Below are 26,599 nucleotides of genomic sequence, written 5' to 3' on the forward strand. Positions count from 1 at the left end.
AAACGCGGGTCGGCTCGGGCGTTCGGCCGCCCGGCCGCGGGAGGGCTCGCCGCCGCTTTGGGAGAATGCCGGTATGGGGATGGGCGAGGACGAGTGGGCGAGGTACTGGCAGCACGAGCAGCTGCCGGGCATCGACCTGCTCCGCGCCCGGTACGTCCGGCACTCCTTCCCCCGGCACAGCCACGAGGGCTATGTGTTCGGAGCGGTCAGCGGCGGCGTCGAGGACGTCGTGCTGCCCGACCGCACCGTGCACGCGGCCCCCGGCAGCCTCGTGATGATCAACCCCGAGGTGCCGCACTCGGCACGTGCCGGGGTCCCCGAGGGCTGGGCCTACGCCACGCTGTACCCCTCCACGGAGGTCGTCGCCGAGATCGCCGCCGAGACGACCGCCCTGCGCGGCACCGTCGGCTTCGCCGAGGTCGACGTGGCCGACCCGCACGGCGCGCGGATGATCAGGGAGGTGCACCGGGCCGCCGAGGAGGGCAACGCGCTCGCGGCCGACAGCGTGCTGCGGATCCTCGTGGCCAGGCTGCTGCGCCGGTACGGCAGCTCGCTGCCCGCCCGCACCCAGCGCTCCGCGGGCTTCCGCAACGCCGCACGCGCGCGTGACGTCCTTGAGACCCGGATGGCAGAACCGCCCGCCCTCGAAGAGCTCGCCGCGGAACTCGGCACCAGCCCGTTCGCGCTCCTGCGCGCCTTCAAGCAGCAGTACGGGATGCCTCCGCACACCTGGCTGACCAACGCGCGCGTGCGGCGGGCCCGCGCGCTGCTCGACGCCGGCACCGCTCCCGCCGACGCCGCGGCCGCCGTGGGGTTCACCGACCAGCCCCACTTGAACCGGCACTTCACGCGCATCGTCGGGGTGCCGCCGGGGGCGTACCAGCGCGAGCGCCGGGAGCGCGGGGTCCTACCGCTGACCGCGCCCCAGCCGACGCGGAAGGCAGGGCCTCCGCCCGCGCCCGACACGGCCGGGAAGGCCGGGCCTCCGCCCGCGCCCGGGCCTCCGCCCGCGTCCGAGCCCCTGACCGTGCCCGAGCCGCCGCCCGGGTCCGGCCCCTTGTCGCCGATCGACCGGCACCGCGCGGTGCGCAAGAACGTACAAGACCGGGCGGAGCCGTTCACCGTACGTTCCTAGGCGTGGCAGAACAGACAGCATCCGCAGCAATACGTCCCGGGGACGACCCCGTCGGCGACCAGGGCGTCCCGTCCGACCAGAGCGCGCCGAAGCCGGACTCCGCCGTGGTCCGGGACGCGCTCGGTGTGGGCGTGGCCGTCGGGCTCTCCGGCTTCGCCTTCGGTGTGACCTCCGTCGGCAACGGCCTCAGCCTTCTTCAGACCTGCGCCCTGAGCCTTCTTGTCTTCACCGGCGCCTCTCAGTTCGCGCTCGTCGGTGCGCTCGCCGGTGGCGGCAATCCGGTGACGGCGGCGGCCGGGGCCTTCTTCCTGGGCGTGCGGAACGCGTTCTACGGGTTGCGGCTCTCACAACTGCTGCAACTTCCGCGCTTCGTAAGGCCGTTCGCCGCGCACTGGGTGATCGACGAGACCACCGCCGTGACGCTGGCCCAGCCGACCAGGCGCGCCCGCCGCATCGGGTTCACCGTCACCGGTCTCACCCTCTATGTGTTGTGGAACCTCACCACACTGCTCGGCGGTCTCGGCGCCGAGGCCATCGGCGACACCGACGCATGGGGCCTGGACGCGGCGGGACCCGCCACGTTCCTCGCCCTGCTCGCGCCGATGCTGCGCTCCACGACGGAACGCGCGGTGGCGCTGCTCGCCGTCGCCCTCGGCCTCGGGCTGCTCCCCGTGCTGCCCGAGGGCGTGCCCGTCCTGGTGGCCGCCCTTGCCGCGCCGCTCGTGCTCGTCGTGGAGGGCCGCAAGATCCGTGCCCGTGAGAAGGAGGACCGTTGAACATCTGGCTCGCCATCGCCCTGACCGTCGTCGGCTGCTACGCCGTCAAGCTGCTCGGCCTCCTGGTGCCCGCCGGAGTCCTCGAGCGGCCCCTCGTCCAACGCCTGGCCGCGCTGCTGCCCGTGGCGCTCCTGGCCGCCCTCACGGCGCAGCAGACGTTCGCGGAGGGGCAGCAGCTCGTCCTCGACGCCAAGGCCGCGGGTCTCGCCGCGGCCGGTGTGGCCTTCCTGCTGCGGGCCCCGTTCCTGTTGATCATCGGGGCTGCCGTGGTCGTCACCGCGGGGGTGCGGGCGCTCGGCTGACATCGGACGGTACGCGGGGCGGGCAGCACGCGCGCGTAGGCCGCGAGAACGGGCACCACGCACGCGTAGTGCCCGTTTTCACGTATCGCCCCGTCCGTCCGCCCGCCCGATCGTCGTCAGCTCAGCGCGCGCCCGTACGCCCGCAGGGTGCGCAGGGCGTCGATCGTCACGACCGGGCGCCACTCCAGGGCCGAACCGGGCGCCCACAGGCGCCAGTTGACCGGCCAGCCGCCGTCGTCCTGCTGCTCGCTCCCCAGGTGGTCCAGGGAGCGGCCCAGTTCCTCGTCGGTGAACCAGGCGCGGGCCAGGGACTCCGGCACGCGCGCGTAGTCGTGCGGGAAGTGGTGCTCGCCCGGGGCGTAGCCCGGTGCCACCGGGTACGTGTCGCGCTGCCGTGGATCGAGCACCGCGAGCCGCTGCTCCCGTACGAGCCGGCCGAGGCGGTCCGCGGCGGCCTGCGCGCGGGAGCGGTCGGGCGCCCCGTCGAGGAAGGCCACCGCGGCCTGGATCTCGTACGGGTGGGACGTGGTGAGCGACTCGACGGCGGTCCAGCAGTAGTCCGTGGCGCGGAACAGCCAGGCGTGCCACACCTCGTTGCGGTGCAGCAGGCCGACCACGGGGCCGGTGGCGAGCAGGTCGCTGGGCGGGTCGTCCACGACCGGCACGAACGGCGCCACGGGATAGCCGCGCTGGCTCGGGTGGATCGCGGGCAGGGCGCCGTCCGGCGTGGACAGCTCCGACAGGTGGCCGCACACCCGCTCCACGCGCCGGCCGCCGCAGCGCCCGATCGAGTCGAGTACGCGCAGGGCGTGCGCGGTGTGCAGCGGCTGGCTCACCGGGCCCCGCAGATCGGGCTCCAGGGCGTGGCCGTACCCGCCGTCCTGGGTGCGGTACGCGGAGAGCGCCTCCTCGACGGCGTCGGCGGAGCCGCCGAGGAAGTGGTGGGCGAACCTGCGCTGTTCGAGCACCCGCGCGGTGAGCCACACGAAGCGCTCGGCGCGGGCGAGCCGGGAGGGCCGAGCCAGCGCGGGGCGCGGAAGGCGCGCGGCCGCATCGGGCGTACCGGATGCTACGGATTCAGCCATGCCCTGAACCGTAGGGCGGCGGACGGCACCGTACGGCCGCTCCGGGCGCGGCCCACTCTCAGGGGCGGGACACCGGGGTCATGCGGTTGACGGCCTCGTGGGTCCGAAGAGGGCGCTGACCTGTGAAAGTCTTTCCTGTGGCGCCTCGTTCCGGACTGTTGTGCGGAAGGCGGTGGCCCGCCGTGTCCTGCCCGTGCGCATCCCCGTACGGCTCCGTGCTCTCGCGAAAACGGCCACCACGCGCGCGTACGGCGGGAGTCGGGCGTTCGGATTCAGCCGGTGGACGAGGACCGTCAGGCTCGCGAGGGCGAGGCTGCCACTGCGAGGTCGACCCGTGCCGGGGGATGAATCCGGCCGATTCCCCTCCCGGGGTGAACCGGTTGCGGGGAGCTGTCCGTGATCACAGAGGACAGCTTTGTTCCGCTCCACATTACGGGGAAGATCATGACGCGTAGATGGTCGCTCATTTCCTTGATCGCCGTGCTGGCCGCAGCACTGGCTTTCGTCGTCGTCCAGGTCGTGACCTGGGACTCGACCGACGAAGAGGCCTCAGGCCGCGGAAAGCCCGGCCCGTCGAAGGGCGGTGGCGGCGACGGCTCCGCATCGCTGCGAGGGGACGGCTGGTGGCCGCTGCACGGGTCGGGAACGGCCCGTGCCGGTGAGCGCGACGCCGTGGTCAACGGCCGTGCGCAGTGGGCGCAGGACGGCCCGAACGGCGGCGCGCTCAGCCTGGCGGGCATCGACGGTTTCGCCGACATCGGGACGCCGGTCATCGACACGGCCAAGAAGGACTACTCGGTCGCCGCCCGGGTGCGGCTCGCCACGGACCAGGGCTTCCGCACGGCCGTCTCCCAGGACGGACCGGGGATCAGCACCTTCTTCCTCCAGTACTCCGCGTCCGACGAGCGGTTCGCCTTCAGCTTCCCGGGCGCCCGGACACTCGCCGAGAAGACCGGCAAGCCGGAGACGGGCCGCTGGTACCACCTCGTCGGCACCTACAGCCAGGACGAGAAGACGATGAGGATCTACGTCGACGGAGCACTGGCCGGTGAGCGGAAGGCGTCCGCGCAGCCCAGGAAGCCGGGCAGCCTCGTGATCGGGCGCGCCAAGAGCGGCGGACGTCCGGTCGACTTCTGGAAGGGCGACATCGCCGATGTGCACGTCTACGAAAGGGAGTTGACCGCGGACGAGGTCTCCTCCCTCGCGTCCGGGGAACCGCAGTGACCGCGGACCTAGGGCCCGTCTCCCCGGCCCTACGGCCTGTCTCCCCGGCCCAAGGGCCTGCCTGTTCGGGCCCGTTCGGAGACGAGCAGGCCCAGAGCGGGCGCCGAGGGACGGGGAAACGGGCGCCTCACAGCAGACCGTCAGGCCCTGACCAGGGGCGACAGCGGGAACCACAGCTTCCGTGCGGGCGATTCCGGTCGAAATAAGCACACCCGCGGGCCCGTTCGGGCCCCCACGACACCGGTAGAAATGACCCACGGTATCCGCGTCCGATCGTGCCGCCACGCGCTCGGTCCTGCCACCGCCGGCCGTTTTCCGTCACCCCTCACAGAGCGACCGGAGAGGAACAGGCCCTTGTCGGCCAGGTTTTCACCCGAAGACCGCATCCCCCGCCAGGCCCGGGGGAGCGCCCTGCCTGACCAGCCCACCGACACCGCACCACCCCGCGCCGACAGACTCGGGCAAGAGGAGTTCCTGAGAGTCTTCTACCACTGCCACGGAAGCGAGTTGCTGCGGTTCGCCGCACGCCTCGAAGGCGACTGGCACCGCGCCGAGGACGTCCTGCAAGAGCTCGCGATCCGTGCCTGGCGCCACGCGCCCGAGCTCGGCGGCGGCAGCGACTCCATGCGTCCCTGGCTGTTCACCGTGCTGCGCAACCTCGTCATAGACGGGCACCGGGCCCGCCAGGCCCGGCCACCGGAGACCGACGACCCGGAACTCACCCAGCTCCCGGTCTCCGACGAGGTCGACCGCGTCCTGACCGCCCACGTACTGGTGGAGGCGCTGCGGGACCTCCCTCCGCTCCACCGTGAAGTCCTCCTGCACGTGCACTACATGGGCCGGAGCGTGACCCAGACGGCCGCCGTGCTCGGCGTGCCTCCCGGAACCGTCAAGTCGCGCACGTACTACGCGGCCCGTGCTCTGCGGCGTGCGCTGACCGATCGCGGACTGGACGTCCACGAAGTGCGGGAGGCGGGCCGGAACGCCGCGTGAGCCTCATCCGAGAATCCCGGCGTGCCGGTCGATCAGGAGACCGAGCGGGCCGGTGTCGAGGGTGCCGTCGGCACCGGCCCGCCAGCGCCACGCGGCGGGCGCCTCGCCCAGGACGAGCACCGCGTCGCCGGGCCGCAGTGCGTCCAACGCGCCCTCCCGACGGGGGAGTTGGGAGGCCTCCACCAGGAAGAGGTGCGGCGCGTCCCCCTCCACGGCCACCTGACTGCGGCCCTCGATCAGCCGGAAGATCTGGGTGACGTCGGAGGCGGCACCGCCCGACGGGGCCACGGGCGCCCCCGCGGTTCGGGCGAGGGCCTCCTCCACGCTGGCCGCCGTGTACAGCCGCGACGAGCGCAGCGCGGCACCGTTCAGGGTCTCGTCCGTGGCCAGGGACCCCACCAGGGTGACCTCGGCCAGGCCGCCCACCGGGCCGGTCAGCACCTCGGTGACGACGGCCCGCGCCCATCGGCGTACGTCCTCGTCCGGGCCCGCCACGGAGACGGACGGCGTGGCCCGGGAGAGGTCGACGAGCGCCCGGTCGGGCCCGACCGTCCCCACCGTGACGGTCAGCGCGTACGGGAGTGCCGGTTCGCCCTCGGGACCGGGCCGCTCCAGTGCCTCCCGGGTGGCGGTCCAGCGTTCGCCGGACTCGTCGGCCGTCCACGGCTCGGGCGTGCCGTCCTCCGTGCCGGCGAGCAGCAGGTCGAGCTTCTCCCCCGAGTAGAGGACGCCGTACAGATCGGGTAGGGCCCGGCCCGAGCGCAGGCATTCGCCGGTCAGGCGGCGCAGTCCCGCGTCGATGACGTCGAGCGCCTCCCGGTCCAGGACGGCGGGACCGGCCGTGGCGGGCCTCGGCGGGCGGTTCCGCTTCTCGGTGACGATCAGCGCGGCCACCGCGCCGATCAGCGCCAGCCCCAGCAGAACTGCCAGAGCGACGTACCAGATCATCTTCTGACTCCTTGTCGGGACGCCTCGGCACCGGAAACCGGGGCGGTCGGTGACGGGACGCGCGCCACGGCCGCGGCGCGCACTCCCATGGGCACTACGGGCGGTGGCGGCGGATGGTTCACACTCGGCGGCGTTCGTTCCGCCGCGTCGTGTGCGCCGCTGTGTCGTGTGCGCCCTCGTGTCGTGCGCGCTGCCGTGTCGTCTGTGCCGGGCGCGCGGTGTGAACCGTCCGGGCTCCGGGTCCGTAGTCACAAAGGGCCCGGTACCCGCTGTGCGGTGCTTCTGCGGTCCCCGCAATCACGCCCAGCTGGAGGACGTCCTGTGTCGTTGATGTTGACCGTGGTCGAGGGAGGCGGTGACGCGTTCGACGTCCACCTCGACGCCGACCCCGACACCCCCGTGGGTGCTGTCGCCCGGACGCTGGCCGAGGCCGGCGGCGTCGCGCTGCCGCCGGACGGGTCGGGGTTGTACGTGGACGGCCGGCTGCTGCCCGCCGACCTGCTGCTGCGCGATGCGCCGCTGCACCACGCCGCCGTCGTGGGGCTCGGCCGGCCGGCCGCGTCCCAGTCGGCGGAGCCCGCGGGGCTCGTGGAGGTCAGCGCGGTCGGCGGGCCGGGCGCGGGCGCCGTGCACCGACTCGACATCGGCGAGTACCGCGTCGGCCTCGCGCAGGACGGCACCCCGCAGCTGCTCCGCCAGGCTCCCGCCCGGCCGTACGCCACGCTCCAGGTCGGCCCGCGCGGACGCTGCCGTATCGTCCCGGACGGTCCGCGCGGTGCGGGGGGCTCCCAACCGGCCGCGGGGGCGCTCCAGTTGGACCGGGAGGACATCGAGGAGGACGTGACCTGGCCGACGGGCGCGCACCTGCTCGTCGGCGACTGCCTGCTCGAACTGTCGCTGCCGCAGAGCCCGGACGCGGCCCTCGAACCTTCCGAGGACGGCACGGGGCGGGACTACAACCGGCCGCCGCGCCTGCGCCCGGCAGCGGTCGACACGCGCTTCACGCTCCCGTCGCCGCCGACTCCGCCCGCCCACCGGACCCTGCCGTGGATCGCCGCGGCCGTTCCCCTGCTGATGGCCGTGGCGGGATGGCTGATCTTCCAGCGGCCGTCGATGCTGCTGTTCGGGCTGCTGTCCCCGGTGGCCGTGGTCGGCAACTACCTGATGAACCGGCGCGGCGGGCGCCAGTCGTACGCCGAGGCCGTGTCCGCGTACGAGGAGAAGAAGGAGCGCATCGAGGGCGACGCGCGGGCCGCCCTGGAGGCCGAGCGGACGGCTCGCCGGCGCGGCTTCCCCGATCCCGCCGAGGTCATCCTCACCGCCGTCGGCCCGCGCCGCCGCCTGTGGGAGCGCCGCACCTCGGACGCGGACTTCCTCGAACTGCGCGTCGGCACCGCCGACCAGCCCTCCGACGTCGTCCTGCTCGACCCCACCAAGGACGAGCACCGCAGGCAGGAGCCCTGGACCGCCCTCGACGTCCCGGTCACCGTGCCGCTGCGCGAGCACCACGTCCTCGGCATCGCCGGATCGGGGCCGGCCGCGCACGCGGTGGCGCGCTGGGCCGTCGCCCAGGCCGCCGTCCTGCACAGCCCGCGCGACCTGCAGATCCATCTGCTCCTCGCGGCCAGCTCGGAGCGCGAACGCTGGGCCTGGATGCGCTGGCTGCCGCACGTACGGAAGAAGTCCGGTGACACCCTGGCCAGCATCGGGTCGGGAACCGAGACGTCCGCCCGCCGGATCGCGGAGCTCACGGCGCTGATCGCGGAGCGCCGCACGCAGCACGACAAGCGGAACCCGGTCGACGGCCCCGACGTGCTCGTCGTGCTCGACGGCGCCCGGCGACTGCGCTCACTGCCCGGCGTCGTGCAGATCCTGCGCGACGGGCCCGCCGTAGGCGTCCGCGCGATCTGCCTCGACGCCGAGGAACGGCTGCTGCCCGAGGAGTGCCAGGCCGTAGTCGCCGAGGAGCCCGGCGGCACGCTGCGCGCGGGCCGCTCCGGTGCGGGCACGGTCACCGGCATCCGGCCCGACCTGGTCTCGCTCGACTGGTGCCGCTCCCTTGCCCGCGCCCTGGGCCCGCTGCGCGACCCGGGCGGCTCGGACGAGGAGGCCGCCGTACTCCCGGGCTCCGCACGCCTGTTGGACGTGCTGTCCCTCGACCCGCCGCAGGCCCATGACATCCGCGCCCGTTGGCAGGCCGGCGGGCGCTCCACCCGTGCCGCGGTCGGCGTCTCCCTCGACGGGCCGTTCTACCTCGACCTGCGCAGGGACGGACCGCACGGCCTGGTGGCCGGAACCACGGGCTCCGGCAAGTCCGAGCTCCTGCAGACGCTCGTGGCGTCCCTCGCCGTGGCGAACCGGCCGGACGCGATGACGTTCGTCCTCGTCGACTACAAGGGCGGCTCCGCGTTCAAGGATTGCGTGCGCCTTCCGCACACCGTCGGCATGGTGACCGACCTGGACGCCCATCTCGTCGAACGTGCCCTGGTGTCCCTCACGGCGGAACTCACCCGCCGCGAGCACATCCTCGCCCAGGCGGGCGCCAAGGACATCGAGGACTACGTGGACCTCCTGGAGCGGGAGCCGGGCGCGGGCCGTCCGCCGATGCCCCGACTCCTCATCGTCATCGACGAGTTCGCGTCGATGGTGCGGGACCTGCCCGACTTCGTGAAGGGCCTGGTCAACATCGCGCAGCGCGGACGCAGCCTCGGCATCCACCTGATCCTCGCCACGCAGCGGCCCAGCGGCGTCGTCTCCTCCGAGATCCGCGCGAACACCAACCTCCGGATCGCGCTGCGCGTGACGGACACCGGCGAGAGCCAGGACGTCCTCAACTCCCCTGACGCGGCCGGGATTTCGCAGAGCACCCCGGGACGCGCCTACGTGCGGCTCGGCCAGACCTCCCTCGTACCGTTCCAGGCCGGGCGGGTCGGCGGCCGCAGGCCCGGCGCCTCCGCGTCCGCGCTCCCGGAGCCCCGGGCCGTCGTCGTCGGCTGGGACCAGCTCGGCGAGCCGCTGCCGCCGCGGCCCCGTCGTGCCGTGCGCGGGGGAGGCGACGTCGAGACCGACCTCACCGACCTGGTCGAGGCCATCCGCGGCGCCGACCACGAACTCGGCATCCCCGCACAGCACAGCCCCTGGCTGCCGCCACTGCCGCTGCGCCTGGTCGCCCACGACCTTCCGGCCGCGCCAGCCGCCGCCGGCTACGACCTCGCGCCGGTCGCGTACGGCGTCGTGGACCTGCCCGCCGAGCAGGCGCGCCGCCCGCTGGTGATCGACCCGGCCACCCTGGGGCATCTGCATGTCGTCGGCTCCCCGCGCCAGGGCAGGTCGCAGACGCTGCGCACCATCGCCGGCTCCCTGGCCCGCGCCCACTCCCCGGCCCAGCTGCACATGTACGGCATCGACTGCGGCAACGGCGCGCTGCTCGCCATGGAGGGACTGCCGCACTGCGGCGCCGTCACCCAGCGCACCCAGCCCGACCGGGTGGCCCGGCTCCTGGCCCGGCTCACGGCGGAACTCGGCCGCCGCCAGGAACTCCTCGCCGCCCGCGGCAGCGCCGACCTGCCCGAACTCCGGCGCGCCCTGCCGGAGGACGAACGGCCCCCGCACATCGTGGTGTTCCTCGACCGCTGGGAGGTCTTCGACAAGACGCTCGGCGAGTACGACGCGGGCAACCTCCTGAACGGGATGCTCTCCCTGCTCAGGGACGGCGCCAGCGCAGGCATCCACCTGATCATGAGCGGCGACCGCGCGCTGTTCTCCAGCCGCGTCGGCAACTCCACCGAGGACAAGCTGGTCCTCAAGCTCAACGACAAGTCCGAGTACGGCCTGATCGGCGTGACCCAGCGCAAGGTGCCCGACGAGATCCCGCCGGGCCGGGCGCTGCGCGCCGCCGACAAGGCCGAGGTGCAGATCGCACTGCTCACCGAGGATCCCGGAGGCCAGGCGCAGGCCGCCGCACTCCAGGAGATCGCGGCCATGTGCCGGGAGCGGGCCGCCGCCCTGCCGGCCCGCACGCGCCCGTTCCGCGTCGACATGCTGCCGGACCGGATCGGCTACGACGAGGCCATGGCGTACGTGCACGAGCCGCGGCCGCGCCGGGCGCTCGCCGGTGTTGGCGGCGACGAACTGACCGCCCACGGACCGGACTTCTCCCTGACGCCGACCTTCCTCGTCGCGGGCCCGGCCCGCTCGGGACGCAGTACCGTGCTTGCGACCCTTGCGCTGTCCCTGCTGTCCGCGGGGACCTCCGTCGTGATCGGGGCGCCCGCCCGCTCCCCGCTGCGTGACCTCGCCGGGCGGCCCGGTGTGCTCGCCGTGTTCGACGAGGCGGACATCGCGCCGGACGCCTTGGAGACGGCGCTCGCCTCGGCACCGGACGGGGCCGTGGTACTCCTCGACGACGCCGATCTGCTGCTGAAGACCAAGGCGGAAGCGGTCCTCACCCAGATCGCCAAGACGGGCGCGGAGACCGGCCGCGGCCTGGTCGTCGCGGGGCAGACCGACCGGCTCTCGTCCGGGTTCTCCGGCTGGCACGCGGAGGCCCGCCGGAACCGGTGCGGTCTGCTCCTGAAGCCGCAGAACATGAGCGACGGCGAGCTGATCGGCGTCAAGGTGCCCCGCAGCCGCCTGGGCGCGGCCCGTACGGGAAGGGCGATCCTGCATCTCGCGGACGGGGTGCTGCGGACGGTGCAGGTGCCGGAGACGGCGCTCGGTCCCGACGTGAACTGACCGTTCGTACGGATGAGTTGAGGCCCCCGCCGACGACGGCGGGGGCCTCAACGCGTGGGTGGGGCGCTGCTAAGGGGCGGGGCCCGGCCTCAGGTCGCGTGCACCTTGGCGTCGTCCGCCAGGTCGAAGTACTCCAGGAACGAGTAGATGACCCCGCCGACGCTGAGGATGAGTCCCGACCCGCTGATCAAGGCCTCCAGCACATCCATGGCCGGTTTGGGGACATGCGTGATGCTCTGGACGACTTGCCCGATGCCGTTGAGGATGTCGAACTCGATCCCCGCCGCCCCCGGGGCCGGCGCCCACCAGATGAGGTTCTTGAACCACTGCCCCAGGGGGACCTTCCCCAGGGCGCCGAGGCCCTTTCCGGCCCACATGGCGAACCCGCCCAGGCCGAGGCCCACGATTCCCGTGACGATGCCGATTACATCCCATTCCTTCGTATCAAAGCCTTTTGCGATCGAGAGGAGGACCGAACCGGCTCCGAAGATGAGCGCGCCGGCGCCGAACACGACACCGATGGGGCCGGTGATCACCATGGCCACGACGCCGAGAACGGCGCTGACCACGGAGAACACCAGGTTCAGCAGGTCCCCGATCTTCTCCCAGAAGTTCTTCCCCTCGACCGCCTCGTCCTCGGCCTCCTCCAACTCCCGCTTGGCCAGGGCCGCGTCGGAGGTACGGAGGTCCTGCGCGTCGAGGGCAAGCAGCCGGGCGGCCTCCAGCTCCGACTCCGCCGACTCGACGGACTGCTGCGCATCGGACTTCGCCTGCTGAGCGTCGGTCAGGGCGCGCCGGGCGCTGCTGCGGGCCTCCTCGTCGTCGGGCGGCGGGACGTCCGCGCTGTCGAGGCTGTCCACGTGGGCGCTCGCCGACGCCGCCACCAGGATGGCCGCGTCCAGCTGCTCCTTCGCCGTACGGCCCTGGTCGAGGGCCCGGTCCGCCTGTTGCTGTGTCTCCCGGAGGCTGTCCGCGTACCGGTTGATCGCGCCTGCGGCCACCTCGTAGGACGACTGGAGCTTGCCCACCTGCACGGGCAGGTCACCGAGCTTCGTCCACAGCTTCTCGATGGACTCGCCCTCGCCGAGCTCCTGGGAGTCGAGCCGGGAGACGACGGACCGGGCGGACAGGGCGTCCTCGGAGACGGAGCGGTACTGCGTGGCGAGTTGTTCGAGGATCTCGGGGTCGCCGGGTGTCGGGTCCTCCGAGAAGCCGAACACCGACTCCCAGTCGGCCAGCGGTGGGCGTGCCATGTCCCGACCTCACTTCCCGCTCTCGGCGCCGACCGCTGCCGCGGCGTCCGTGTCCGCGTCCGCGGGGGCCTCGGAGTCGTGGAACCGGAAGGTCGAGGCGATCGCGTCGAACACCTCGAAGAACTTCTCCGCCAGGCTGATGTTCGGAGTCGTACTGGCGAGCACCATCAGGTCCCGGCTCGACGGCACGGGGATCACGACCTGGTGCACGGCGGTGCGGATCGTGGCCTGCCCGAAGTAGTCGAAGTCCTCCAGGGAGGTCATCCGTCCCACGGGGCCCACCTCGGGCAACTCCATGATCTCCACACGGTTCAGGCCCGAACCCCGGCCGACGGACTTCCGGTTGTTCTGCACCCCGGCGGCGAGCATGATCTCCGCCAGATCGGTCGGCTCATCGTCGGGAATCCGCGTCCGCAGCACCATGGCCGACGCGTTCAGCGTGCTGGCGTCCGGGAGGAACGCGATCAGACAGCCGACCTGCAGCGCACCCTGGGCGTAGGCCTCGCGCGCACTCTTACGGGTCTGCCGGATCAGCCGGTCCACCTGCTCGGGCTCCGCGCCCGCCCCCTTCGCCTGCTCCTCGACACGGCGCCGGATCGCGGCGTCCCTGGTGTGCGGGTCGAGGTCCAGGTGCGACCAGGTGGACGGGTACTTCAGCGTGTAGCGCGCCGGCGCGTCCGGCGGTCGCTGGTCGGAGAGCAGCAGCCGCGGCTGCCCGGCCCCCTCCTGTGTTTCATGCGGATTCATCCAGCGCCTTCGCAGCCTTGTTGTCCGTGTCGGTGAAGTTGTCGACGATGCCCTGCGCGGTCTCCTTGAACGTGTCCACGTTCTCCTTGACCCGCTCGTGGCCGGCCGACCAGGCGCCGTCGAAGCCGTTGACGGCCGAGATCAGACCGGAGTCGCCCACGTCCTCGTCCGAGCCGACGTTGCCCAACTTCGCGGTCTTCTCGATCCGTTCACGGATGTCCTTCAACGCGTCCATGGTGTCGGTGAGTTCGTCGACCGGGATGTGAATGCGCGACATGAGGTCCCCTTCTCTCCTCGCGCTCTCGCCTCGCAGCGGCCGGGTCCCCTGGCGCCGTGACGCCACGGGACCCGGCCGTCGCCGAGCAGTCAGCCGATGGCGCCGGACGTCTGGCTGTCCGTGTCGACGAAGGCGTCGGCGACCTGCTGGATGAACTCGCTGACGCCCTGCAGGCCCTCGATCGCCTCCTGCGTGCCGTTCTTGTACTCCTCCCAGAACGGACGGAACTTGGTCTCGGAGCCGGGGGTCGCGTAGGCCGCCTCGACCATCTCCTCCATCTTGGTGTTCGCCTCGTGGAGGCTCTGCTGCATCAGTTCCTTCTGCGTCTTCAGCCAGGTGGACGCCTCGCGCATCTCGTCAGGGCTGATCTTGATGTTGCCGTCGGCCATGTCCGTTCCTCTCCTCGTTCGGTCCGTTCCCGGGCTACGGACCCCCAGAGGCACGCGCACCCGTTACCGGGCACTACGGAACGTCCGGCAGCTCGGTTCACCGCTGTTGCGAAACGGTGACAAACCGAGGCATCGCCCCCGGCCCGCCGGACTCCTGCTTGCCGGTGCCGACTTCTCCCGCGCCACCATGGATGCTTGGTGCGAGGGGGCGGCCCCCGGGTGAGTGTGGAGCGGAGCGGATTGCATGCGGTTGACGGTCTTCTGGCAGCGGATGGAGGAGCACTTCGGTGCTTCGTACGCCGATTCGTTCGCGCGCGATCATGTGATGTCCGAGCTCGGCGGGCGGACCGTGCACCAGGCGCTCGACGCCGGCTGGGAGACGAAGGACGTCTGGCGCGCGGTGTGCAACGCGATGGGCGTCCCGGCCGACAAACGGGGCACCCTGCCGGAGGAAAAGCGCTGACGCGCGGTGACGGTTTTCGACGGCTCACGCGCGGTGAGGATTACCGAGGCGGCTCACGTGCGGTGAGGATTACCGAGGCGGCTCACGTGCGGTGAGGATTACCGAGGCGGCTCACGTGCGGTGAGGATTACCGAGGCGGCTCACGCGCGGTGAGGAATCCGGAGGCGGCTCACGTGCGGTGAGGAATCCGGGGGCGGCTCACGTGCGGTGAGGATTACCGAGGTGGCTCACGCACGTGAGGATTCCCGAGGCGGCTCACGCGCGGTGACGGTTGTCTCGGCGGGTGGCTGCCGCTGCACGTGACCCCGGCCGGATGAGGTGCATCACGCCGGGACGGCTGCCGGATTGTCAGTGGCGTACGCGAGACTGGTCGACGTGGCAGCCAGCAAATCACCCAGTGAGACCGTCGCGCAGGACAGCGGCCCGCCCTCGACGCCCCCCGAAGGGCCCGCCTCGGCGTGGGCAGGACAGCGCATGCCGCGGTGGCTGCCGCGCGCCATGGTGCTCGCGCTGGCCCTGTTCGCCTGCTTCCAGCTCGGCAGCTGGGCCTTCCACCAGCTGACCGGCCTGTTGATCAACATCCTGATCGCGTTCTTCCTCGCGCTCGCCGTGGAGCCCGCGGTGAGCAGGATGGCGCACCGCGGCATGCGCCGTGGCCTGGCCACCGCCCTGGTCTTCCTCGGCGTGATCGTCACGGGAGCGGGCTTCGTCGCCATGCTCGGCTCGATGCTCGCCGGGCAGATCGTGGAGATGGTCGAGGACTTCCCGCAGTACCTCGACTCCGTGATCAGCTGGATCAACACCACGTTCCACACGGAGCTGTCCCGGGTCGAGCTGCAGGACAGCCTGGTGCACTCGGACTGGCTGCAGAAGTACGTGCAGAACAGTGCGACGGGCGTCCTGGACGTCTCGGCGCAGGTCCTGGGCGGGCTCTTCCAGCTCCTGACGATCCTGCTCTTCTCGTTCTACTTCGCGGCGGACGGCCCCCGTCTGCGCCGCGCGCTGTGCTCGGTGCTGCCGCCCGCCAAGCAGGCGGAGGTGCTGCGCGCCTGGGAGATCGCCGTCGACAAGACGGGCGGTTATCTGTACTCCCGAGGTCTGATGGCCCTGATCTCCGGCGTCGCGCACTACATCCTGCTGGCGGCGCTCGGCGTCTCGTACGCGCCCGCGCTCGCGGTGTGGGTCGGCCTGGTCTCGCAGTTCCTGCCCACGATCGGCACTTATCTGGCGGGCGCCCTGCCGATGCTGATCGCGTTCACGGTCGACCCCTGGTACGCGCTGTGGGTGCTCATCTTCGTGGTGGTCTACCAGCAGTTCGAGAACTACATGCTGCAGCCCAAGCTGACCGCCAAGACCGTCGACATCCACCCGGCGGTGGCGTTCGGCTCGGTCATCGTGGGCACGGCCCTGCTCGGCGCGGTCGGCGCCCTGGTCGCGATCCCCGCCGTGGCGACGCTCCAGGCGTTCCTCGGCGCCTATGTGCGGCGGTACGACGTGACGGACGACCCGCGCGTGCACGGCCACCGCAGGCGTGGCGCAGGCCCGCCGCTCGTCCGGCTGAGACAGGCCCTGAGCACGCGCAGCGACGCACCCCCGCCGCCCCAGCAGCGCACCGGGGAACCGCCGGACCAGCTCCGCTGAGCTGGTCCGGGCGAACGGGTCCCGGGCATCGCCGTAGCGCCTGATCAGTTCCCGTACGGGGAGTCCGGCGCCCGGTCAGGCCGAGGTGTGCCCGCGCGGCGGGACAGTCGGAGCGGTAGGCGCGCTCGGACGTACGCAGGCTCAGATGTACGAGGGTCTGGTCACGCGATGACGGAACGTGTGCCACGTCCACGCCTGCACGGCGAGCAGCAGCGGCGTCACCACCAGGAGCGCCGGCACCAGGAACGCGAGCGTGGTGCCGTCCGCGGCCGACTCCGTGAGCGGCAGCGCGGCACCCGCGGACAGCGGCAGCGCGACCATCAGCGGACCGGTCAGGGCGAACGTCTGCCAGGGCCGCCCGCCGCGACCCACCAGCACGCGCGCGCGTGCGTACGGATCTCCGGTCAGGCGCATCGCGGCGAAGCCGAGACCGTGGGCCGCGAACAGGGCGGCGACGGCGAGCGCTGTGAGCACCGCCACGGGACCGGTCGCCGTGGTGTCGGCGGAACCGGTGAACAGCGCGGCCAGCAACCAGCCCCAGGCGAGCGCGACGGCCCAACTCCCGCACACCACGGCGCCGTCGCACCCCGCCCGCCACCAGGAGCCGCCCGCACGGCCGCGCAGCCACAGCCCCGCGTCGCGCACCACCCATCCCGCGAGGAGCGGCACCACGACGGCGAACTGCCCGCTCAGCAGCTCGCCCTCGAGCTCCGGGAAGCAGCCGATGAGCAGCCCCGCCGTGGCGACCAGCCACACCTCGTTGCCGAGGAAGAACGGCGCGAACGACGTGAGCACCAGGCGCCGTTCGCCGTCACCACGCCCGAGATAGGGCGCGAGCATGCCGGTGCCGATGTCGGCGCCGCCGAGCACGAAGTACCCGGCCGCGAAGAACGCAAGGAGGCCGACGGCCAGGGTTTCGAGGGTCGAGGTGTCCATGGCGCTCCTCAGTAGCTCGCGGCGGCGAGAGAGTCGGCAGGGTCCCGTTCTGCGGCCCGCTCGTCGTGGCCGAGCCCGCGGTCGACGGGCCCCACGCGCGCGTGCCGCACGAGCAGCCACACATTGACGGCGGCGAGCAGTGCGAACAGGGCGGTGAAGACGATCAACGAGGTGCGCATCGCGCCGGGCGACACCGAGGAGACCGCGTCCTCGGTCTTCAACAGGCCGTACACGACCCAGGGTTGACGTCCCGCCTCACGGAACACCCAGCCGCTGATCATCGCCACGTACGGCAGCGGAACCGCCGCCATGAGCACCAGGTGCCAGAGCCGGAAGCGGAAGACGGCCTTCTTGAAGCAGGCGAGCACGAAACCGCCGATGCACAGGTACATCATCAGCGCGAAGGCGAGCAGCATCAGAATTCCCGCACCGCGCGTCCAGGCCTCCGAAGGGACGTAGTCACCGGGGCCGAAACGGGCCACCATGTCGGCCTGGAGACGGGCCACTTCAGCCGCCTTGCTGCTGAAAACCGCCTCCTTCATGGGCTGCATCACGGCGAACTGCACCCCGCCGAAGGCCGCCGCGACGAACAGCGCGGGAAGCGACACGAACACCCCGATACGCAGGCTGCGCCCGAAGAACTCCCACTCCGGGGAGCGCTTGAACAGGTGGTACGCGCTCACCCCCGCCATGAAGAACCCCGCGGTGAGCAGCGCGCCCGCCACTATGTGCCCGAACGCGAGGAGCGTGCTCGGGTTGGTGAACACCGCCGCAGCGTCCCCGATGACCAGCCTGCCGTCCGACTCCCGGTACCCCACAGGGTTGTTGAGGAAGCCGTTCGCGACGAGGATCCAGTACGCGGAGGCGTACGCGGTGAGGGTGACCACCCAGATCAGCGCCAGGTGGACCCAGCGGTTGAACCGGTGCCAGCCGAAGATCCACAGGCCGAGGAAAGTCGACTCCACAAAGAAGGCGACGACTGTTTCGAGCGCCATGGAGGCCCCGAAAACGTCCCCTGCGTAGTGCGTCAGACCGCTCCAGCTCAGGCCGAACTGAAACTCCATGACGATGCCGGTGACGATGCCGACCGCGTAGTTGATGACGTACAGCTGCCCCCAGAACCGCACCATGCGCGCGTGCAGCACGCTGCCGCTCAGCGTCGCCCGCGTCTGCAGGCACGCCACCAGCGTGGCGAGGCCGAGCGTGAGGGCCACGAACAGGAAGTGGCCGCCCGCGGTGAGGGCGAACTGCAGCCGCGCCAGGTCGAGGGTCTCCGGGGCCGCTGGGCCGCTCGCGAAAGTCAGGGATGGGTCCACCCCGCCAGCTTCCGCGTACGGCTCCGGTGCCGGCGTCGGCCGCCGGTGGACAGTCCGCGTACCCCCTCAGTTGCGGGTGCCGTCCCGGGCGTACTCCGAAAGTTGCGGGCACGCGCGGTGGCGGATCAGGTCAGCCAGCCGGGGGTGATCATCCCGGACTCGTAGGCGAGGATGACCAGTTGGGCCCGGTCGCGTACGTCCAGCTTGGTCATGATCCGGCTCACGTGCGTCTTCGCCGTGGCGGGGGACAGGACGAGGCGCCGGGCGATCTCGTCGTTGGAGAGTCCGGCGCCGACCAGGCCCATCACCTCCCGCTCGCGCTCCGTGAGCGCGTTGAGGCGGGGGCCGGGGTCGGGCTGCCTGCTGCGGCCCGCGAACTCGGCGATGAGGCGGCGGGTCACGGCGGGTGCGATCAGCGCGTCGCCGCGCGCCACGACGCGCACCCCGTGCAGCAGCTCCATCGGCTCGGTGTCCTTGACCAGGAACCCGGAGGCACCGGCGCGCAGCGCCCCGTACACGTAGTCGTCCACGTCGAAGGTCGTGAGGATGACGACGCGCACGCTCTCCAGGGACGTGTCCCCGGTGATGCGGCGGGTGGCCTCCAGGCCGTCGACACCCGGCATCCGGATGTCCATCAGGACCACGTCGGGGAGCAGCCGGCGGGCGAGCGCGAGCGCCTGCTCGCCGTCGGCCGCCTCGCCGACCACCTCGATGTCGTCCTCGTCCTCCAGGATCGAACGAAAACCCGCTCTTACCAGTGTCTGGTCGTCGGCGAGGACGACGCGGACCGCCCTCCCGCCCTCCGGCCCGGTGCCGGATTCCGTCGGCCCCTGTGTGGCTGTCACAGCTCCCCCTCGAACGGCGGCCCGAGCGGCAGCCGGGCACTCACCCGGAAGCCGTCCGCCGTGTTGCGTGCCGTCAGTTCGCCGCCGAACGCCTTGGCGCGCTCGGCCATGCCCCGGATTCCGCTGCCGTGCGCCGACTCGTCGGACGAGCCCTGCCCGTCGTCGTCGATCCGCACCCGCAGGTCCTCGTCGGAGTAGAGGAGCGTGACCGTCGCGCGACACGCGCGCGCGTGCCGGGTCACGTTGGTGAGCGACTCCTGCACGATCCGGTAGGCCGCCAGGTCGAGCGGCGGCGGCAGCGGGCGGGGCGTGCCGACCGTCTCCGCGCGGACGTCGAGCCCCGCGCTTCGCGCTCCCGCGAGGAGCTCCGGCAGCCGATCGAGGCCCGCTGTGGGCGCCGTGGGCGCGCTCTCGTCGGCCCGGCGGAGCATGCCGAGGGTGGCGCGGAGTTCGTCCAGCGCGTGCTTGCTCGTGGACTTCACCGCTTCGAGCGCCTCCTCGGCTGTGGCGAGTTTGGCGCCGTCGGCAGCGTCCTCCGAGGGCCGGGGGTGACGCTTGGAGAGGCGGTGCAGGGCGGCGCTGGACTGCACATTGATCAGCGACACGCTGTGCCCCAGTACGTCGTGGAGTTCGCGCGCGATCCGCAGCCGCTCCTCCGACGCGCTCTGCTGGGCCCGAGCCTCCTGCTCCCGCTCGGCGGCAAGGGCACGTTGGCGGACCTCCTCCACATAGGCGGCACGCGTGCGTTGTGCACGAGCGAGCACGAGGAGGCTGAGCAGCCAGCCCGCCAGCATCACGATCGCCATGTCGTCGACCTTGCGCTGCCCCGGCTCCTGCAGCACCTCGCCGTACACGACCAACAGCATCGCCATGACGCCCAGCGCGGCAGCCGCGGCGAAGCGGCCGTCCACGGCGGCGGTGTAGAGGGCGATGACGAACGCGAGCATCACCGGGGCGTCGTTCGCGCTGATCGGGTAGTACACCGCGCACGCGAGGAGCGTGACGACGGCGACGCTGATGGGCCGACGGCGCCGGAAGTGCAGCGCAACGCAGCCCACCCCGAGCAGCGACCAGCCCGTCACGGCCTGCCAGAACGACTCGGACGTGTTCCGCATCCCCCACAGCGCACCACCCAGGACGACGGCGGCGACGGCCAGCGTCACCGCGAGATCGTTGGCACGCGAGGAGCGTCGCTGTCCGGGCGGGCCGGTCGGGAAGAGGGCCATGTCCGGAAGGATATTCCGGGCGGGCACCGCTCGGACCGGCCAGAAATCGGCACCCCTTAGGGCGCACCTCTTGGGGGTCTCCCTGGGTGGTGCCATCGCCCAGCGCGTCGCGCTGCGCCACCCGGAACGCGTCCGCACGCTCACCACGATGGCCGCCGTCCCCGCCGACGTCTCGGGCCTCGCAACCCTGCGATACATCCGCATCGGAACCCTGTCCAAGTTCGCCCGCCTGCGCTTCCCCGAAACCGCCGACGGAGCCGTCGATGCGGGGGTCGCCGTGCCCCGTCTCCTGGCCTCGCCCCGCCGCCCGTTCGACGAGGAGGCCGCACTCGACGCCGCCCGGCGCAACCTCGACAACGGCCTGCCTGACCGGCAGGCCCAGAGCCGCCAGATCGGCGCCCAGTGGGACGGGCCGTCGATCGACGCCATCGCCAGACCCGCACTCGTACTCCACGGCGAGGACGACCCTCTGATCAAACCGGCCGCAGCACGCGCGATAGCGGCGCGCATCCCAGGCGCCCTCCTGACGCTCCTGCCCGAGGTCGGCCACGAACTGCCCGCACGCGCGTGGGACACCATCGCCGACGAGATCCGCACACTCGCCGCGTGAGCCGTCGACGACAGCGAGAGGCGGCGCCGGTGGCGTGCCGCGAAGGCGGTCAGGGGCGTGGGGCGAGGAACACGTACTCCCTTCCGGGCCGGTCGGGCGCAGCGCGTACGTCCTCCACTGGGTAGCCGTACGCGAGCAGGTCCCTCTCGATCTCCTCGCGCTCCCGGAAACGCAGCGTCGAATCGGAGGTCAGCGTCTGCCCGTCCGCCGCGAACACATAGGTCCAGCGGAACGTCACCAACGGCCAGGACGCGTGGGTCAGTTGGATCCAGCTCCTGCTGACCCTGCCGATGCCCGGGCATCCGTCACGTTGCAGGTGTTCTCGCGGGTCCACTTCTCCCACGCGCGTCGCGCCGGATCGCGGGTCTCGAAGACCAGCCGCCTGCCCGGGCGGCGGAAGGCCGGTCGCGTCACCGCAGATCTATCGCACGCGCTCACCTCCCGGTCTGGCCCGGGCGACGTCGAGGGACGCGAGGGCGGGGTCGACGCCGGTGACGTCGATCCCGCGGCCCGCCAGGAGGAGCGCGAACACGCCTGTGCCGCAGCCGATGTCGGCTACGGCCCCGCCCGGCAGCCATCAGGGCTGGGAGGTCGCGACCTTGACTCCGAAGCCGATCAGGACGACGCCCGTGACACGGTCCAGGGCGCGTCGTACGACCGGCTTCTCGAAGAAGGTGCGGGACTTGGCGAGGACCAGAACGTAGGCGCCGAGCCAGACCACGGTGAGGGCCGCGTGGATGAGGACCAGCAGGGTCATCCCCGGGTGCGGCGCCAGACCGGTCGGCGCGAGCGTGGGCAGGAGGCCGGTGTAGAGGACCGCGATCTTCGGGTTGAACACATTGCTGACCAGTCCCGTGCGCCACGGATTGCCGGACGGGGGTGGCGGAGCGCCCGCCTCTGAAGCCACCGCACGGTTGCGCCGGCTCTGCAGCAGCGCCTGGACACCGAGGAACCCGAGGTAGACGGCACCGGCGAGCTTCACGACCGTATAGGCGGTGGAAGAAGCGGCCAGGACGGCGGCCAGGCCGACCACGGTCAGCGCGCCCCAGACGAGCAGGCCCGCCGCGATGCCTCCGACCGTGCTCAGGCCGTCCCGCCGGCCGGACGCGATGGCCCGCTTCGTCACGACTGCCATGTCGGGGCCGGGAACCATGGTCAGGACAGCGAGCACACCCGTGGCCGCGAGGAGCTGAACGAACATGAGTTCACTCTCTCATCGGGGAGCGGGAGGGCTTCTCCTGCTCGGACGCCCGGCCTCCGACGTACGTCACGACCTCGCGCTCACCGAGCTTCACGGGGCGGACCATGGGCACTCCGTGGCGGGGCCGAGGTGCCGCGTGGTGCGCTTGACACGTAAATCGAACATCCATTCTTATGGGATCTCCGGCACCACTCCAGCCCCGGAATCTCGGGAGTTCCGGGGAGTTATCCACAGGCCGGGGCCGACGTCGAGGCGCATTGTCAGTGGCAGGGGATAGCGTCTTGGACGTGAAGCGATCGACTCAAGCAAATCGGGTGGAACCCATGGCAGGAACCGACCGCGAGAAGGCGCTGGACGCCGCGCTCGCACAGATTGAACGGCAATTCGGCAAGGGCGCTGTGATGCGCATGGGCGAGCGGCCGAACGAGCCCATCGAGGTCATCCCCACCGGATCGACCGCCCTCGACGTCGCCCTCGGCGTGGGCGGCATCCCGCGCGGCCGTGTGGTGGAGGTGTACGGACCGGAGTCCTCCGGTAAGACGACCCTGACCCTGCACGCCGTGGCCAACGCGCAGAAGGCCGGCGGCCAGGTGGCGTTCGTGGACGCGGAGCACGCCCTCGACCCGGAGTACGCGAAGAAGCTCGGCGTCGACATCGACAACCTCATCCTGTCCCAGCCGGACAACGGTGAGCAGGCTCTTGAGATCGTCGACATGCTGGTCCGCTCCGGCGCGCTCGACCTGATCGTCATCGACTCCGTGGCGGCCCTGGTTCCGCGCGCGGAGATCGAGGGTGAGATGGGCGACTCGCACGTGGGTCTGCAGGCTCGACTGATGAGCCAGGCGCTGCGGAAGATCACCAGCGCCCTGAACCAGTCCAAGACCACCGCGATCTTCATCAACCAGCTCCGCGAGAAGATCGGCGTGATGTTCGGCTCGCCGGAGACCACGACCGGTGGCCGTGCTCTGAAGTTCTACGCCTCGGTGCGTATCGACATCCGCCGCATCGAGACCCTCAAGGACGGCACGGACGCGGTCGGCAACCGCACCCGCGTCAAGGTCGTGAAGAACAAGGTGGCGCCGCCCTTCAAGCAGGCCGAGTTCGACATCCTCTACGGCCAGGGCATCAGCCGCGAGGGCGGCCTGATCGACATGGGCGTGGAGCACGGCTTCGTCCGCAAGGCCGGAGCCTGGTACACGTACGAGGGCGACCAGCTCGGCCAGGGCAAGGAGAACGCCCGTAACTTCCTGAAGGACAACCCGGATCTCGCCAACGAGATCGAGAAGAAGATCAAGGAGAAGCTGGGCGTCGGCGTGAAGCCGGCCGAGGCCGAGTCCGGCACGGACGCGGCGACCGTGGACGCGGCAGCCGACAAGGACGCCAAGGACACGAAGGACGCGGCCAAGTCGGTGCCCGCACCGGCCACCAAGGCCAAGTCGACCAAGGCCGCCCCGGCCAAGAGCTGAGCCGTGGTACGGCGAACGGACTGGCCGGAAGAACCCTTCGACGGGCCCTTCGACGGCCAGAGCCCGGGCGGGCAGCCCTTCCAGGGGCACGCCTCCGGCGACGGTGGTGACGGCGAACTCTTCGGCGGCGACGAGCAGTCGGGTCGCTCCCAGGCGTTCGGCACCGGCGAGGAATCCGACCGCTCCGGTGGTCGCGCGGGCCGAGGAGGCCTGAGCGGCGGGGGATACCGGGGCGGTCGAGGAGGGCGTTCCAGTGCCCGTGGGCGGCGTGCGTCCAGAAGCCGCGAAGGCGGCGACGGCGCCTTCGGCGAGGGGCGCGGTGGCAGCTTCGGCGACCGTGCGCCCAGAGGCGGAGGCCACGCCGGGGACCAGGACGGCGGCTCCCCCGACCCGTCGAGGGCCGGGAAGGGGGAATCGCGTACGCGAGAGCGCGACCTGCCACCGGAGGAGCGGGCACGGAACATCTGCCTGCGCCTGCTCACCGGTACCCCGCGCACCCGCAAGCAGCTCGCCGATGCCCTGCGCAAACGCGAGATCCCCGACGACGTGGCGGAGGAGGTCCTCTCCCGATTCGAGGAGGTCGGCCTCATCGACGACACTGCGTTCGCGGGAGCCTGGGTGGAGTCCCGGCATCACAGCCGAGGCCTGGCCCGCCGCGCACTCGCCCGCGAGCTGCGCACCAAGGGAGTCGACTCCACGGCGATCGACGAGGCAATGGAACAGCTCGACTCCGAGCAAGAAGAGGCCACAGCGCGCGAACTGGTCGACCGGAAACTCCGCTCGACCAGAGGCCTCGACCGGGACAAGCGCCTGCGCCGCCTCGCGGGCATGCTCGCCCGCAAGGGCTACCCGGAGGGCATGGCCCTGCGCGTGGTGCGCCGGGCGTTGGAACAAGAGGGGGAAGAGACAGACGACTTGGAGTACGGGGGGTTCTGAGCACGGCGCTCCGGGGCGCGCAGTCGCGAACGGAATGCCCTTGCCGGGACGCCGAGTTGGTGGTGCCGAGGCGGTGGTCGCCAGGCGGTGGTGCTGCGCCCCGCAGCGGGCGGCGGAGTGGTGTCGGGGGGCTCAGGTCGGCTCGGCGGCGGGGGCGGTGACCGGGAGGCCTGCCGCGCGCCAGGCCTGGAAGCCTCCGGTCAGGTCGGTGGCGCGGTACAACCCCAGCTGCTGGAGCGAGGCCGCCCCGAGGCTGGACGCGTAGCCCTCGTTGCAGATCACCACGACGTGCACATCGTGGGCGGTCGCCTCCGGGAGGCGGTGAGTGCCCTGCGGATCGAGGCGCCACTCCAGCTCGTTGCGCTCCACGACCAGGGCGCCGGGGATCAGGCCGTCGCGCTCGCGGAGCTCGGCGTACCGGATATCCACGAGCAGAGCCTCGCCCGCCTCGGCGGCAGTGTGCGCCTCATACGGTCCGATGCGGTCGAGGCCCGCGCGGACTTGCTCCAAGTGGGCGTCGATGGAAAGGGGTTGGGGACGGCCCGGCTCGGGGGCCGGGGCGGATGAAGGCGTGGGCACCGTGGCGGATGCGGGAGTGGTCACTGCCAGTCCTCCGGCTGCTCGACCTGCTCCAGCCTGAGCACCGCGCCGGTGCGGCTGAAGCGGCGGATCAAGGGGAGAGGGGGGTAGTAGGCGTGTACGGAGATGGCGTGCTCGGTGGTCGACTCGTTGAGGACCTCGTGCACATGGTGGGTGCCGAAGGCGCGGCCCCGGCCTGCGGGGAGGGCGCGTCGGCGGTCGACGTCGGCGGCGAGTTCGAGGGTATTCCAGCCTTCGCCGGGCAGCCGGACCGAGAGAGAGTTCTCCGTCAACTCGCCCTGGGCCGTGGTGAAGGCGCCGACCGACTCGGCGTGGTCGTGCCAGCCGGTGCCGGTACCGGGCGGCCAGGCGATGAGCCACGCCTCGCTGCCGCCGGGACCTTCGAGCCGTACCCAGGTGCGGCCCTCGGGGTCGAGGGGGAGCGAGGCGACCAGCTCGGCGTCGGCGGCGGTGCGGCGCACGAAGTCCAGGAGCTGGGCCGGGGTGGGGGCGGAACCGCCGGTGGCAGAGGGAGCGGAAGAGGGGGCGGAAGCGGGGATGGTCCTAACGGGACTCGTTGCCGGGGCTGCTGGAGTGGTCGTCGAAGACACGTAGGCCGTCCTGAGAAGTCGCGGGGAACGCGCAGGTACGCCGCTGGTTCGCGGGGTGGGGTGCGCGTGAGGGAAGGGCGAGTTCAGGACGGGTGACAGACGCAGCCCGCATAGCGGACGAGGTCCATGTGGACCCTCCGCCAAAGGCGTCGGCTGGTGTCGGTCATGGGGCGGAGTAGAGCACGGGGACCGGGACGGGTCAAACGGTGTCCGGTGGGTGAACGGGGGTGTCGGGGGTCAGGGGCGTCGTCCCCGGGCGGGCTGGGCCGAGGACGGCCGACGGCCGGGGACGGCGCGGACAGGTCGGGAGGGGGGCAGGCAGGCAGGGCTGGAGCAAGCGGCCGGGCCGGGGGCGGGTCAGCGGCGGCCCGGGGGGTTGGCGTCGTTGCTGCTGTCGCTGTCGCTGTCGCTGTCGCTGTCGCTGTCGCTGTCGCTGTCGCTGTCGGGGTTGGCGTCGCTGTCGGGGTTGGCGTCGGTATCGGCTTCGGCTGCCGCTTCGGCCCCGGCGCCAGCCCCGGGGACGGCGTCAGTGACCGTACCCGCATCGCCGTGGGCGCCGGGTTCGGGGCCGGAGCTGGCGTCGGCGTGGGGCTCGGCGTCGGTCGGGACTTCCCTGCCAACTCCGGCGTCCCCGTCCCGGTGGTCCCGGTGGTCCCGGTGGTCCCGGCCGCTCCGGTCACCCCGTTCCGCCTCGGCCTCGGCCTCGGCCTCGGGCTCCGCCTCCGCCTCCGCCTCGGCCTCCGCCGAAGTCTGGGCCTCGACCTTGACCTCGGACATGCCCCCGGCCTCGACCTCGACCTCAGACACGCCCCCGGACCAGACCTCGACCGTGCCTTCCGCCGCCGCGCCTCCGGTGCCACCGCCATCCACGCCAGCCACTCCGTTCACGCCACCCATGCCAGCCAC

Annotated in this window: 24 protein-coding genes and 2 pseudogenes; 11 read left to right on the forward strand and 15 right to left on the reverse strand. The window is 71.9% G+C overall.

Features of this window, described 5'->3' with window-relative positions:
• Nucleotides 1-73: 73 nt before the first annotated feature.
• Genes RCO28_RS13180 through RCO28_RS13190 form a run of 3 tightly spaced genes read left to right on the forward strand, consistent with a single transcriptional unit; the run spans nt 74 to nt 2,213 of the window.
• The gene (locus RCO28_RS13180; RefSeq protein WP_308941261.1) at nt 74-1,135 is read left to right on the forward strand and encodes an AraC family transcriptional regulator; all 1,062 of its coding nucleotides are present in this window, start codon (nt 74-76) and stop codon (nt 1,133-1,135) included.
• A 29-nt stretch (nt 1,136-1,164) separates the two neighbouring features.
• Nucleotides 1,165-1,911 (forward strand): AzlC family ABC transporter permease, encoded by a 747-nt coding sequence (locus RCO28_RS13185; protein WP_308941562.1) that lies wholly within the window; start codon nt 1,165-1,167, stop codon nt 1,909-1,911.
• Nucleotides 1,908-2,213 carry an AzlD domain-containing protein gene (locus RCO28_RS13190; RefSeq protein WP_308941262.1) on the forward strand — a complete coding sequence of 102 codons (306 nt, stop codon included), beginning with the start codon at nt 1,908-1,910 and terminating at the stop codon, nt 2,211-2,213. Before RCO28_RS13185 ends, RCO28_RS13190 begins: the two co-directional genes overlap by 4 nt.
• 116 nt (nt 2,214-2,329) lie before the next feature.
• On the opposite strand, the gene RCO28_RS13195 is transcribed toward RCO28_RS13190, so the two are convergent.
• Nucleotides 2,330-3,298, reverse strand: coding sequence for a hypothetical protein (locus tag RCO28_RS13195; RefSeq protein WP_308941263.1), 969 nt, complete (start codon nt 3,296-3,298; stop codon nt 2,330-2,332).
• Nucleotides 3,299-3,742: 444 nt separating this feature from the next.
• Here RCO28_RS13195 and RCO28_RS13200 point away from each other — a divergent pair, with 444 nt between their 5' ends.
• Nucleotides 3,743-4,522, forward strand: a complete 780-nt coding sequence (locus tag RCO28_RS13200) for a LamG domain-containing protein (protein ID WP_308941264.1) — start codon at nt 3,743-3,745, stop codon at nt 4,520-4,522.
• Between the two features lie 354 nt (nt 4,523-4,876).
• Entirely contained in the window at nt 4,877-5,515 is a 639-nt protein-coding gene (locus tag RCO28_RS13205; protein ID WP_374991154.1) for a sigma-70 family RNA polymerase sigma factor, read from the forward strand.
• A 3-nt stretch (nt 5,516-5,518) separates the two neighbouring features.
• Here RCO28_RS13205 and RCO28_RS13210 read toward each other — a convergent pair whose 3' ends face one another.
• Nucleotides 5,519-6,463 carry a hypothetical protein gene (locus RCO28_RS13210; protein ID WP_308941265.1) on the reverse strand — a complete coding sequence of 315 codons (945 nt, stop codon included), beginning with the start codon at nt 6,461-6,463 and terminating at the stop codon, nt 5,519-5,521.
• Between the two features lie 330 nt (nt 6,464-6,793).
• On the opposite strand from RCO28_RS13210, the gene RCO28_RS13215 reads away from it, so the two are divergent.
• Nucleotides 6,794-11,197, forward strand: coding sequence for an FtsK/SpoIIIE domain-containing protein (locus RCO28_RS13215; protein ID WP_308941564.1), 4,404 nt, complete (start codon nt 6,794-6,796; stop codon nt 11,195-11,197).
• A gap of 89 nt (nt 11,198-11,286) precedes the next feature.
• On the opposite strand, the gene RCO28_RS13220 is transcribed toward RCO28_RS13215, so the two are convergent.
• The 4 genes from RCO28_RS13220 to RCO28_RS13235 form a co-directional block, all read right to left on the reverse strand.
• Entirely contained in the window at nt 11,287-12,450 is a 1,164-nt protein-coding gene (locus tag RCO28_RS13220) for a hypothetical protein (RefSeq protein ID WP_308941266.1), read from the reverse strand.
• A 9-nt stretch (nt 12,451-12,459) separates the two neighbouring features.
• Nucleotides 12,460-13,197, reverse strand: coding sequence for a hypothetical protein (locus RCO28_RS13225; protein WP_308941267.1), 738 nt, complete (start codon nt 13,195-13,197; stop codon nt 12,460-12,462).
• Nucleotides 13,184-13,474 (reverse strand): hypothetical protein, encoded by a 291-nt coding sequence (locus tag RCO28_RS13230; RefSeq protein ID WP_308941268.1) that lies wholly within the window; start codon nt 13,472-13,474, stop codon nt 13,184-13,186. The genes RCO28_RS13225 and RCO28_RS13230 overlap by 14 nt, the downstream gene beginning before the upstream one ends.
• 89 nt (nt 13,475-13,563) lie before the next feature.
• Entirely contained in the window at nt 13,564-13,863 is a 300-nt protein-coding gene (locus RCO28_RS13235; protein WP_308941269.1) for a WXG100 family type VII secretion target, read from the reverse strand.
• A 244-nt stretch (nt 13,864-14,107) separates the two neighbouring features.
• Here RCO28_RS13235 and RCO28_RS13240 point away from each other — a divergent pair, with 244 nt between their 5' ends.
• On the forward strand, nt 14,108-14,326 hold the full coding sequence (locus tag RCO28_RS13240; protein WP_282538189.1) for a DUF3046 domain-containing protein: 219 nt from the start codon (nt 14,108-14,110) through the stop codon (nt 14,324-14,326).
• Nucleotides 14,327-14,800: 474 nt separating this feature from the next.
• Nucleotides 14,801-15,967, forward strand: coding sequence for an AI-2E family transporter (locus tag RCO28_RS13245; protein WP_308941565.1), 1,167 nt, complete (start codon nt 14,801-14,803; stop codon nt 15,965-15,967).
• A 141-nt stretch (nt 15,968-16,108) separates the two neighbouring features.
• On the opposite strand, the gene RCO28_RS13250 is transcribed toward RCO28_RS13245, so the two are convergent.
• From RCO28_RS13250 to RCO28_RS13265, 4 genes are all read right to left on the reverse strand, one after another.
• Complete coding sequence (locus RCO28_RS13250; protein WP_308941270.1) at nt 16,109-16,903, reverse strand: cytochrome d ubiquinol oxidase subunit II; 795 nt, start codon at nt 16,901-16,903, stop codon at nt 16,109-16,111.
• Between the two features lie 8 nt (nt 16,904-16,911).
• Nucleotides 16,912-18,219, reverse strand: coding sequence for a cytochrome ubiquinol oxidase subunit I (locus RCO28_RS13255; protein WP_308941271.1), 1,308 nt, complete (start codon nt 18,217-18,219; stop codon nt 16,912-16,914).
• Between the two features lie 125 nt (nt 18,220-18,344).
• A complete protein-coding gene (locus RCO28_RS13260) occupies nt 18,345-19,064 on the reverse strand; it encodes a response regulator transcription factor (RefSeq protein WP_308941272.1) in 720 nt (239 codons plus the stop codon).
• Nucleotides 19,061-20,290 (reverse strand): sensor histidine kinase, encoded by a 1,230-nt coding sequence (locus RCO28_RS13265; RefSeq protein ID WP_308941273.1) that lies wholly within the window; start codon nt 20,288-20,290, stop codon nt 19,061-19,063. The genes RCO28_RS13260 and RCO28_RS13265 overlap by 4 nt, the downstream gene beginning before the upstream one ends.
• Nucleotides 20,291-20,351: 61 nt before the next feature.
• On the opposite strand from RCO28_RS13265, the pseudogene RCO28_RS13270 reads away from it, so the two are divergent.
• Nucleotides 20,352-20,900 (forward strand): annotated as a pseudogene (locus RCO28_RS13270) (alpha/beta fold hydrolase); the annotation flags it as partial.
• Nucleotides 20,901-20,949: 49 nt separating this feature from the next.
• On the opposite strand, the pseudogene RCO28_RS13275 reads toward RCO28_RS13270, so the two are convergent.
• Nucleotides 20,950-21,459, reverse strand: a pseudogene (locus tag RCO28_RS13275) (class I SAM-dependent methyltransferase); the annotation flags it as partial.
• A gap of 18 nt (nt 21,460-21,477) precedes the next feature.
• Nucleotides 21,478-22,101: a LysE family translocator gene (locus RCO28_RS13280; RefSeq protein WP_308941274.1), complete on the reverse strand. Its 624-nt coding sequence runs from the start codon at nt 22,099-22,101 to the stop codon at nt 21,478-21,480.
• 323 nt (nt 22,102-22,424) lie between these two features.
• Here RCO28_RS13280 and recA point away from each other — a divergent pair, with 323 nt between their 5' ends.
• Both recA and recX read left to right on the forward strand, forming a co-directional pair.
• Nucleotides 22,425-23,567 carry a recombinase RecA gene (gene recA, locus RCO28_RS13285; protein ID WP_308941275.1) on the forward strand — a complete coding sequence of 381 codons (1,143 nt, stop codon included), beginning with the start codon at nt 22,425-22,427 and terminating at the stop codon, nt 23,565-23,567.
• A gap of 3 nt (nt 23,568-23,570) precedes the next feature.
• Entirely contained in the window at nt 23,571-24,503 is a 933-nt protein-coding gene (gene recX / locus RCO28_RS13290) for a recombination regulator RecX (RefSeq protein ID WP_308941276.1), read from the forward strand.
• A 132-nt stretch (nt 24,504-24,635) separates the two neighbouring features.
• Here recX and RCO28_RS13295 read toward each other — a convergent pair whose 3' ends face one another.
• The 3 genes from RCO28_RS13295 to RCO28_RS39335 form a co-directional block, all read right to left on the reverse strand.
• Nucleotides 24,636-25,082 carry a rhodanese-like domain-containing protein gene (locus tag RCO28_RS13295; protein ID WP_308941566.1) on the reverse strand — a complete coding sequence of 149 codons (447 nt, stop codon included), beginning with the start codon at nt 25,080-25,082 and terminating at the stop codon, nt 24,636-24,638.
• Nucleotides 25,083-25,102: 20 nt separating this feature from the next.
• Complete coding sequence (locus RCO28_RS13300) at nt 25,103-25,642, reverse strand: cysteine dioxygenase (RefSeq protein WP_308941567.1); 540 nt, start codon at nt 25,640-25,642, stop codon at nt 25,103-25,105.
• Nucleotides 25,643-25,776: 134 nt separating this feature from the next.
• Nucleotides 25,777-26,559 (reverse strand): putative leader peptide, encoded by a 783-nt coding sequence (locus tag RCO28_RS39335; protein ID WP_374991162.1) that lies wholly within the window; start codon nt 26,557-26,559, stop codon nt 25,777-25,779.
• Nucleotides 26,560-26,599: the final 40 nt, after the last annotated feature.

It is taken from the genome of Streptomyces sp. LHD-70 (genome assembly GCF_031157275.1).
Taxonomy (GTDB): Bacteria; Actinomycetota; Actinomycetes; order Streptomycetales; family Streptomycetaceae; genus Streptomyces.

What these genes read in the sequence shown, in the direction of transcription:
- RCO28_RS13180 (WP_308941261.1), top strand. Translation starts at nt 74, where the DNA reads ATGGGGATGGGCGAGGACGAGTGGGCGAGGTACTGGCAGCACGAGCAG.
- RCO28_RS13195 (WP_308941263.1), bottom strand. Translation starts at nt 3,298, where the DNA reads ATGGCTGAATCCGTAGCATCCGGTACGCCCGATGCGGCCGCGCGCCTT.
- RCO28_RS13200 (WP_308941264.1), top strand. Translation starts at nt 3,743, where the DNA reads ATGACGCGTAGATGGTCGCTCATTTCCTTGATCGCCGTGCTGGCCGCA.
- RCO28_RS13210 (WP_308941265.1), bottom strand. Translation starts at nt 6,463, where the DNA reads ATGATCTGGTACGTCGCTCTGGCAGTTCTGCTGGGGCTGGCGCTGATC.
- RCO28_RS13215 (WP_308941564.1), top strand. Translation starts at nt 6,794, where the DNA reads ATGTTGACCGTGGTCGAGGGAGGCGGTGACGCGTTCGACGTCCACCTC.
- RCO28_RS13220 (WP_308941266.1), bottom strand. Translation starts at nt 12,450, where the DNA reads ATGGCACGCCCACCGCTGGCCGACTGGGAGTCGGTGTTCGGCTTCTCG.
- RCO28_RS13225 (WP_308941267.1), bottom strand. Translation starts at nt 13,197, where the DNA reads ATGAATCCGCATGAAACACAGGAGGGGGCCGGGCAGCCGCGGCTGCTG.
- RCO28_RS13230 (WP_308941268.1), bottom strand. Translation starts at nt 13,474, where the DNA reads ATGTCGCGCATTCACATCCCGGTCGACGAACTCACCGACACCATGGAC.
- RCO28_RS13235 (WP_308941269.1), bottom strand. Translation starts at nt 13,863, where the DNA reads ATGGCCGACGGCAACATCAAGATCAGCCCTGACGAGATGCGCGAGGCG.
- RCO28_RS13240 (WP_282538189.1), top strand. Translation starts at nt 14,108, where the DNA reads ATGCGGTTGACGGTCTTCTGGCAGCGGATGGAGGAGCACTTCGGTGCT.
- RCO28_RS13245 (WP_308941565.1), top strand. Translation starts at nt 14,801, where the DNA reads ATGCCGCGGTGGCTGCCGCGCGCCATGGTGCTCGCGCTGGCCCTGTTC.
- RCO28_RS13250 (WP_308941270.1), bottom strand. Translation starts at nt 16,903, where the DNA reads ATGGACACCTCGACCCTCGAAACCCTGGCCGTCGGCCTCCTTGCGTTC.
- RCO28_RS13265 (WP_308941273.1), bottom strand. Translation starts at nt 20,290, where the DNA reads ATGGCCCTCTTCCCGACCGGCCCGCCCGGACAGCGACGCTCCTCGCGT.
- RCO28_RS13280 (WP_308941274.1), bottom strand. Translation starts at nt 22,101, where the DNA reads ATGTTCGTTCAGCTCCTCGCGGCCACGGGTGTGCTCGCTGTCCTGACC.
- recA (WP_308941275.1), top strand. Translation starts at nt 22,425, where the DNA reads ATGGCAGGAACCGACCGCGAGAAGGCGCTGGACGCCGCGCTCGCACAG.
- RCO28_RS39335 (WP_374991162.1), bottom strand. Translation starts at nt 26,559, where the DNA reads ATGGCGGTGGCACCGGAGGCGCGGCGGCGGAAGGCACGGTCGAGGTCT.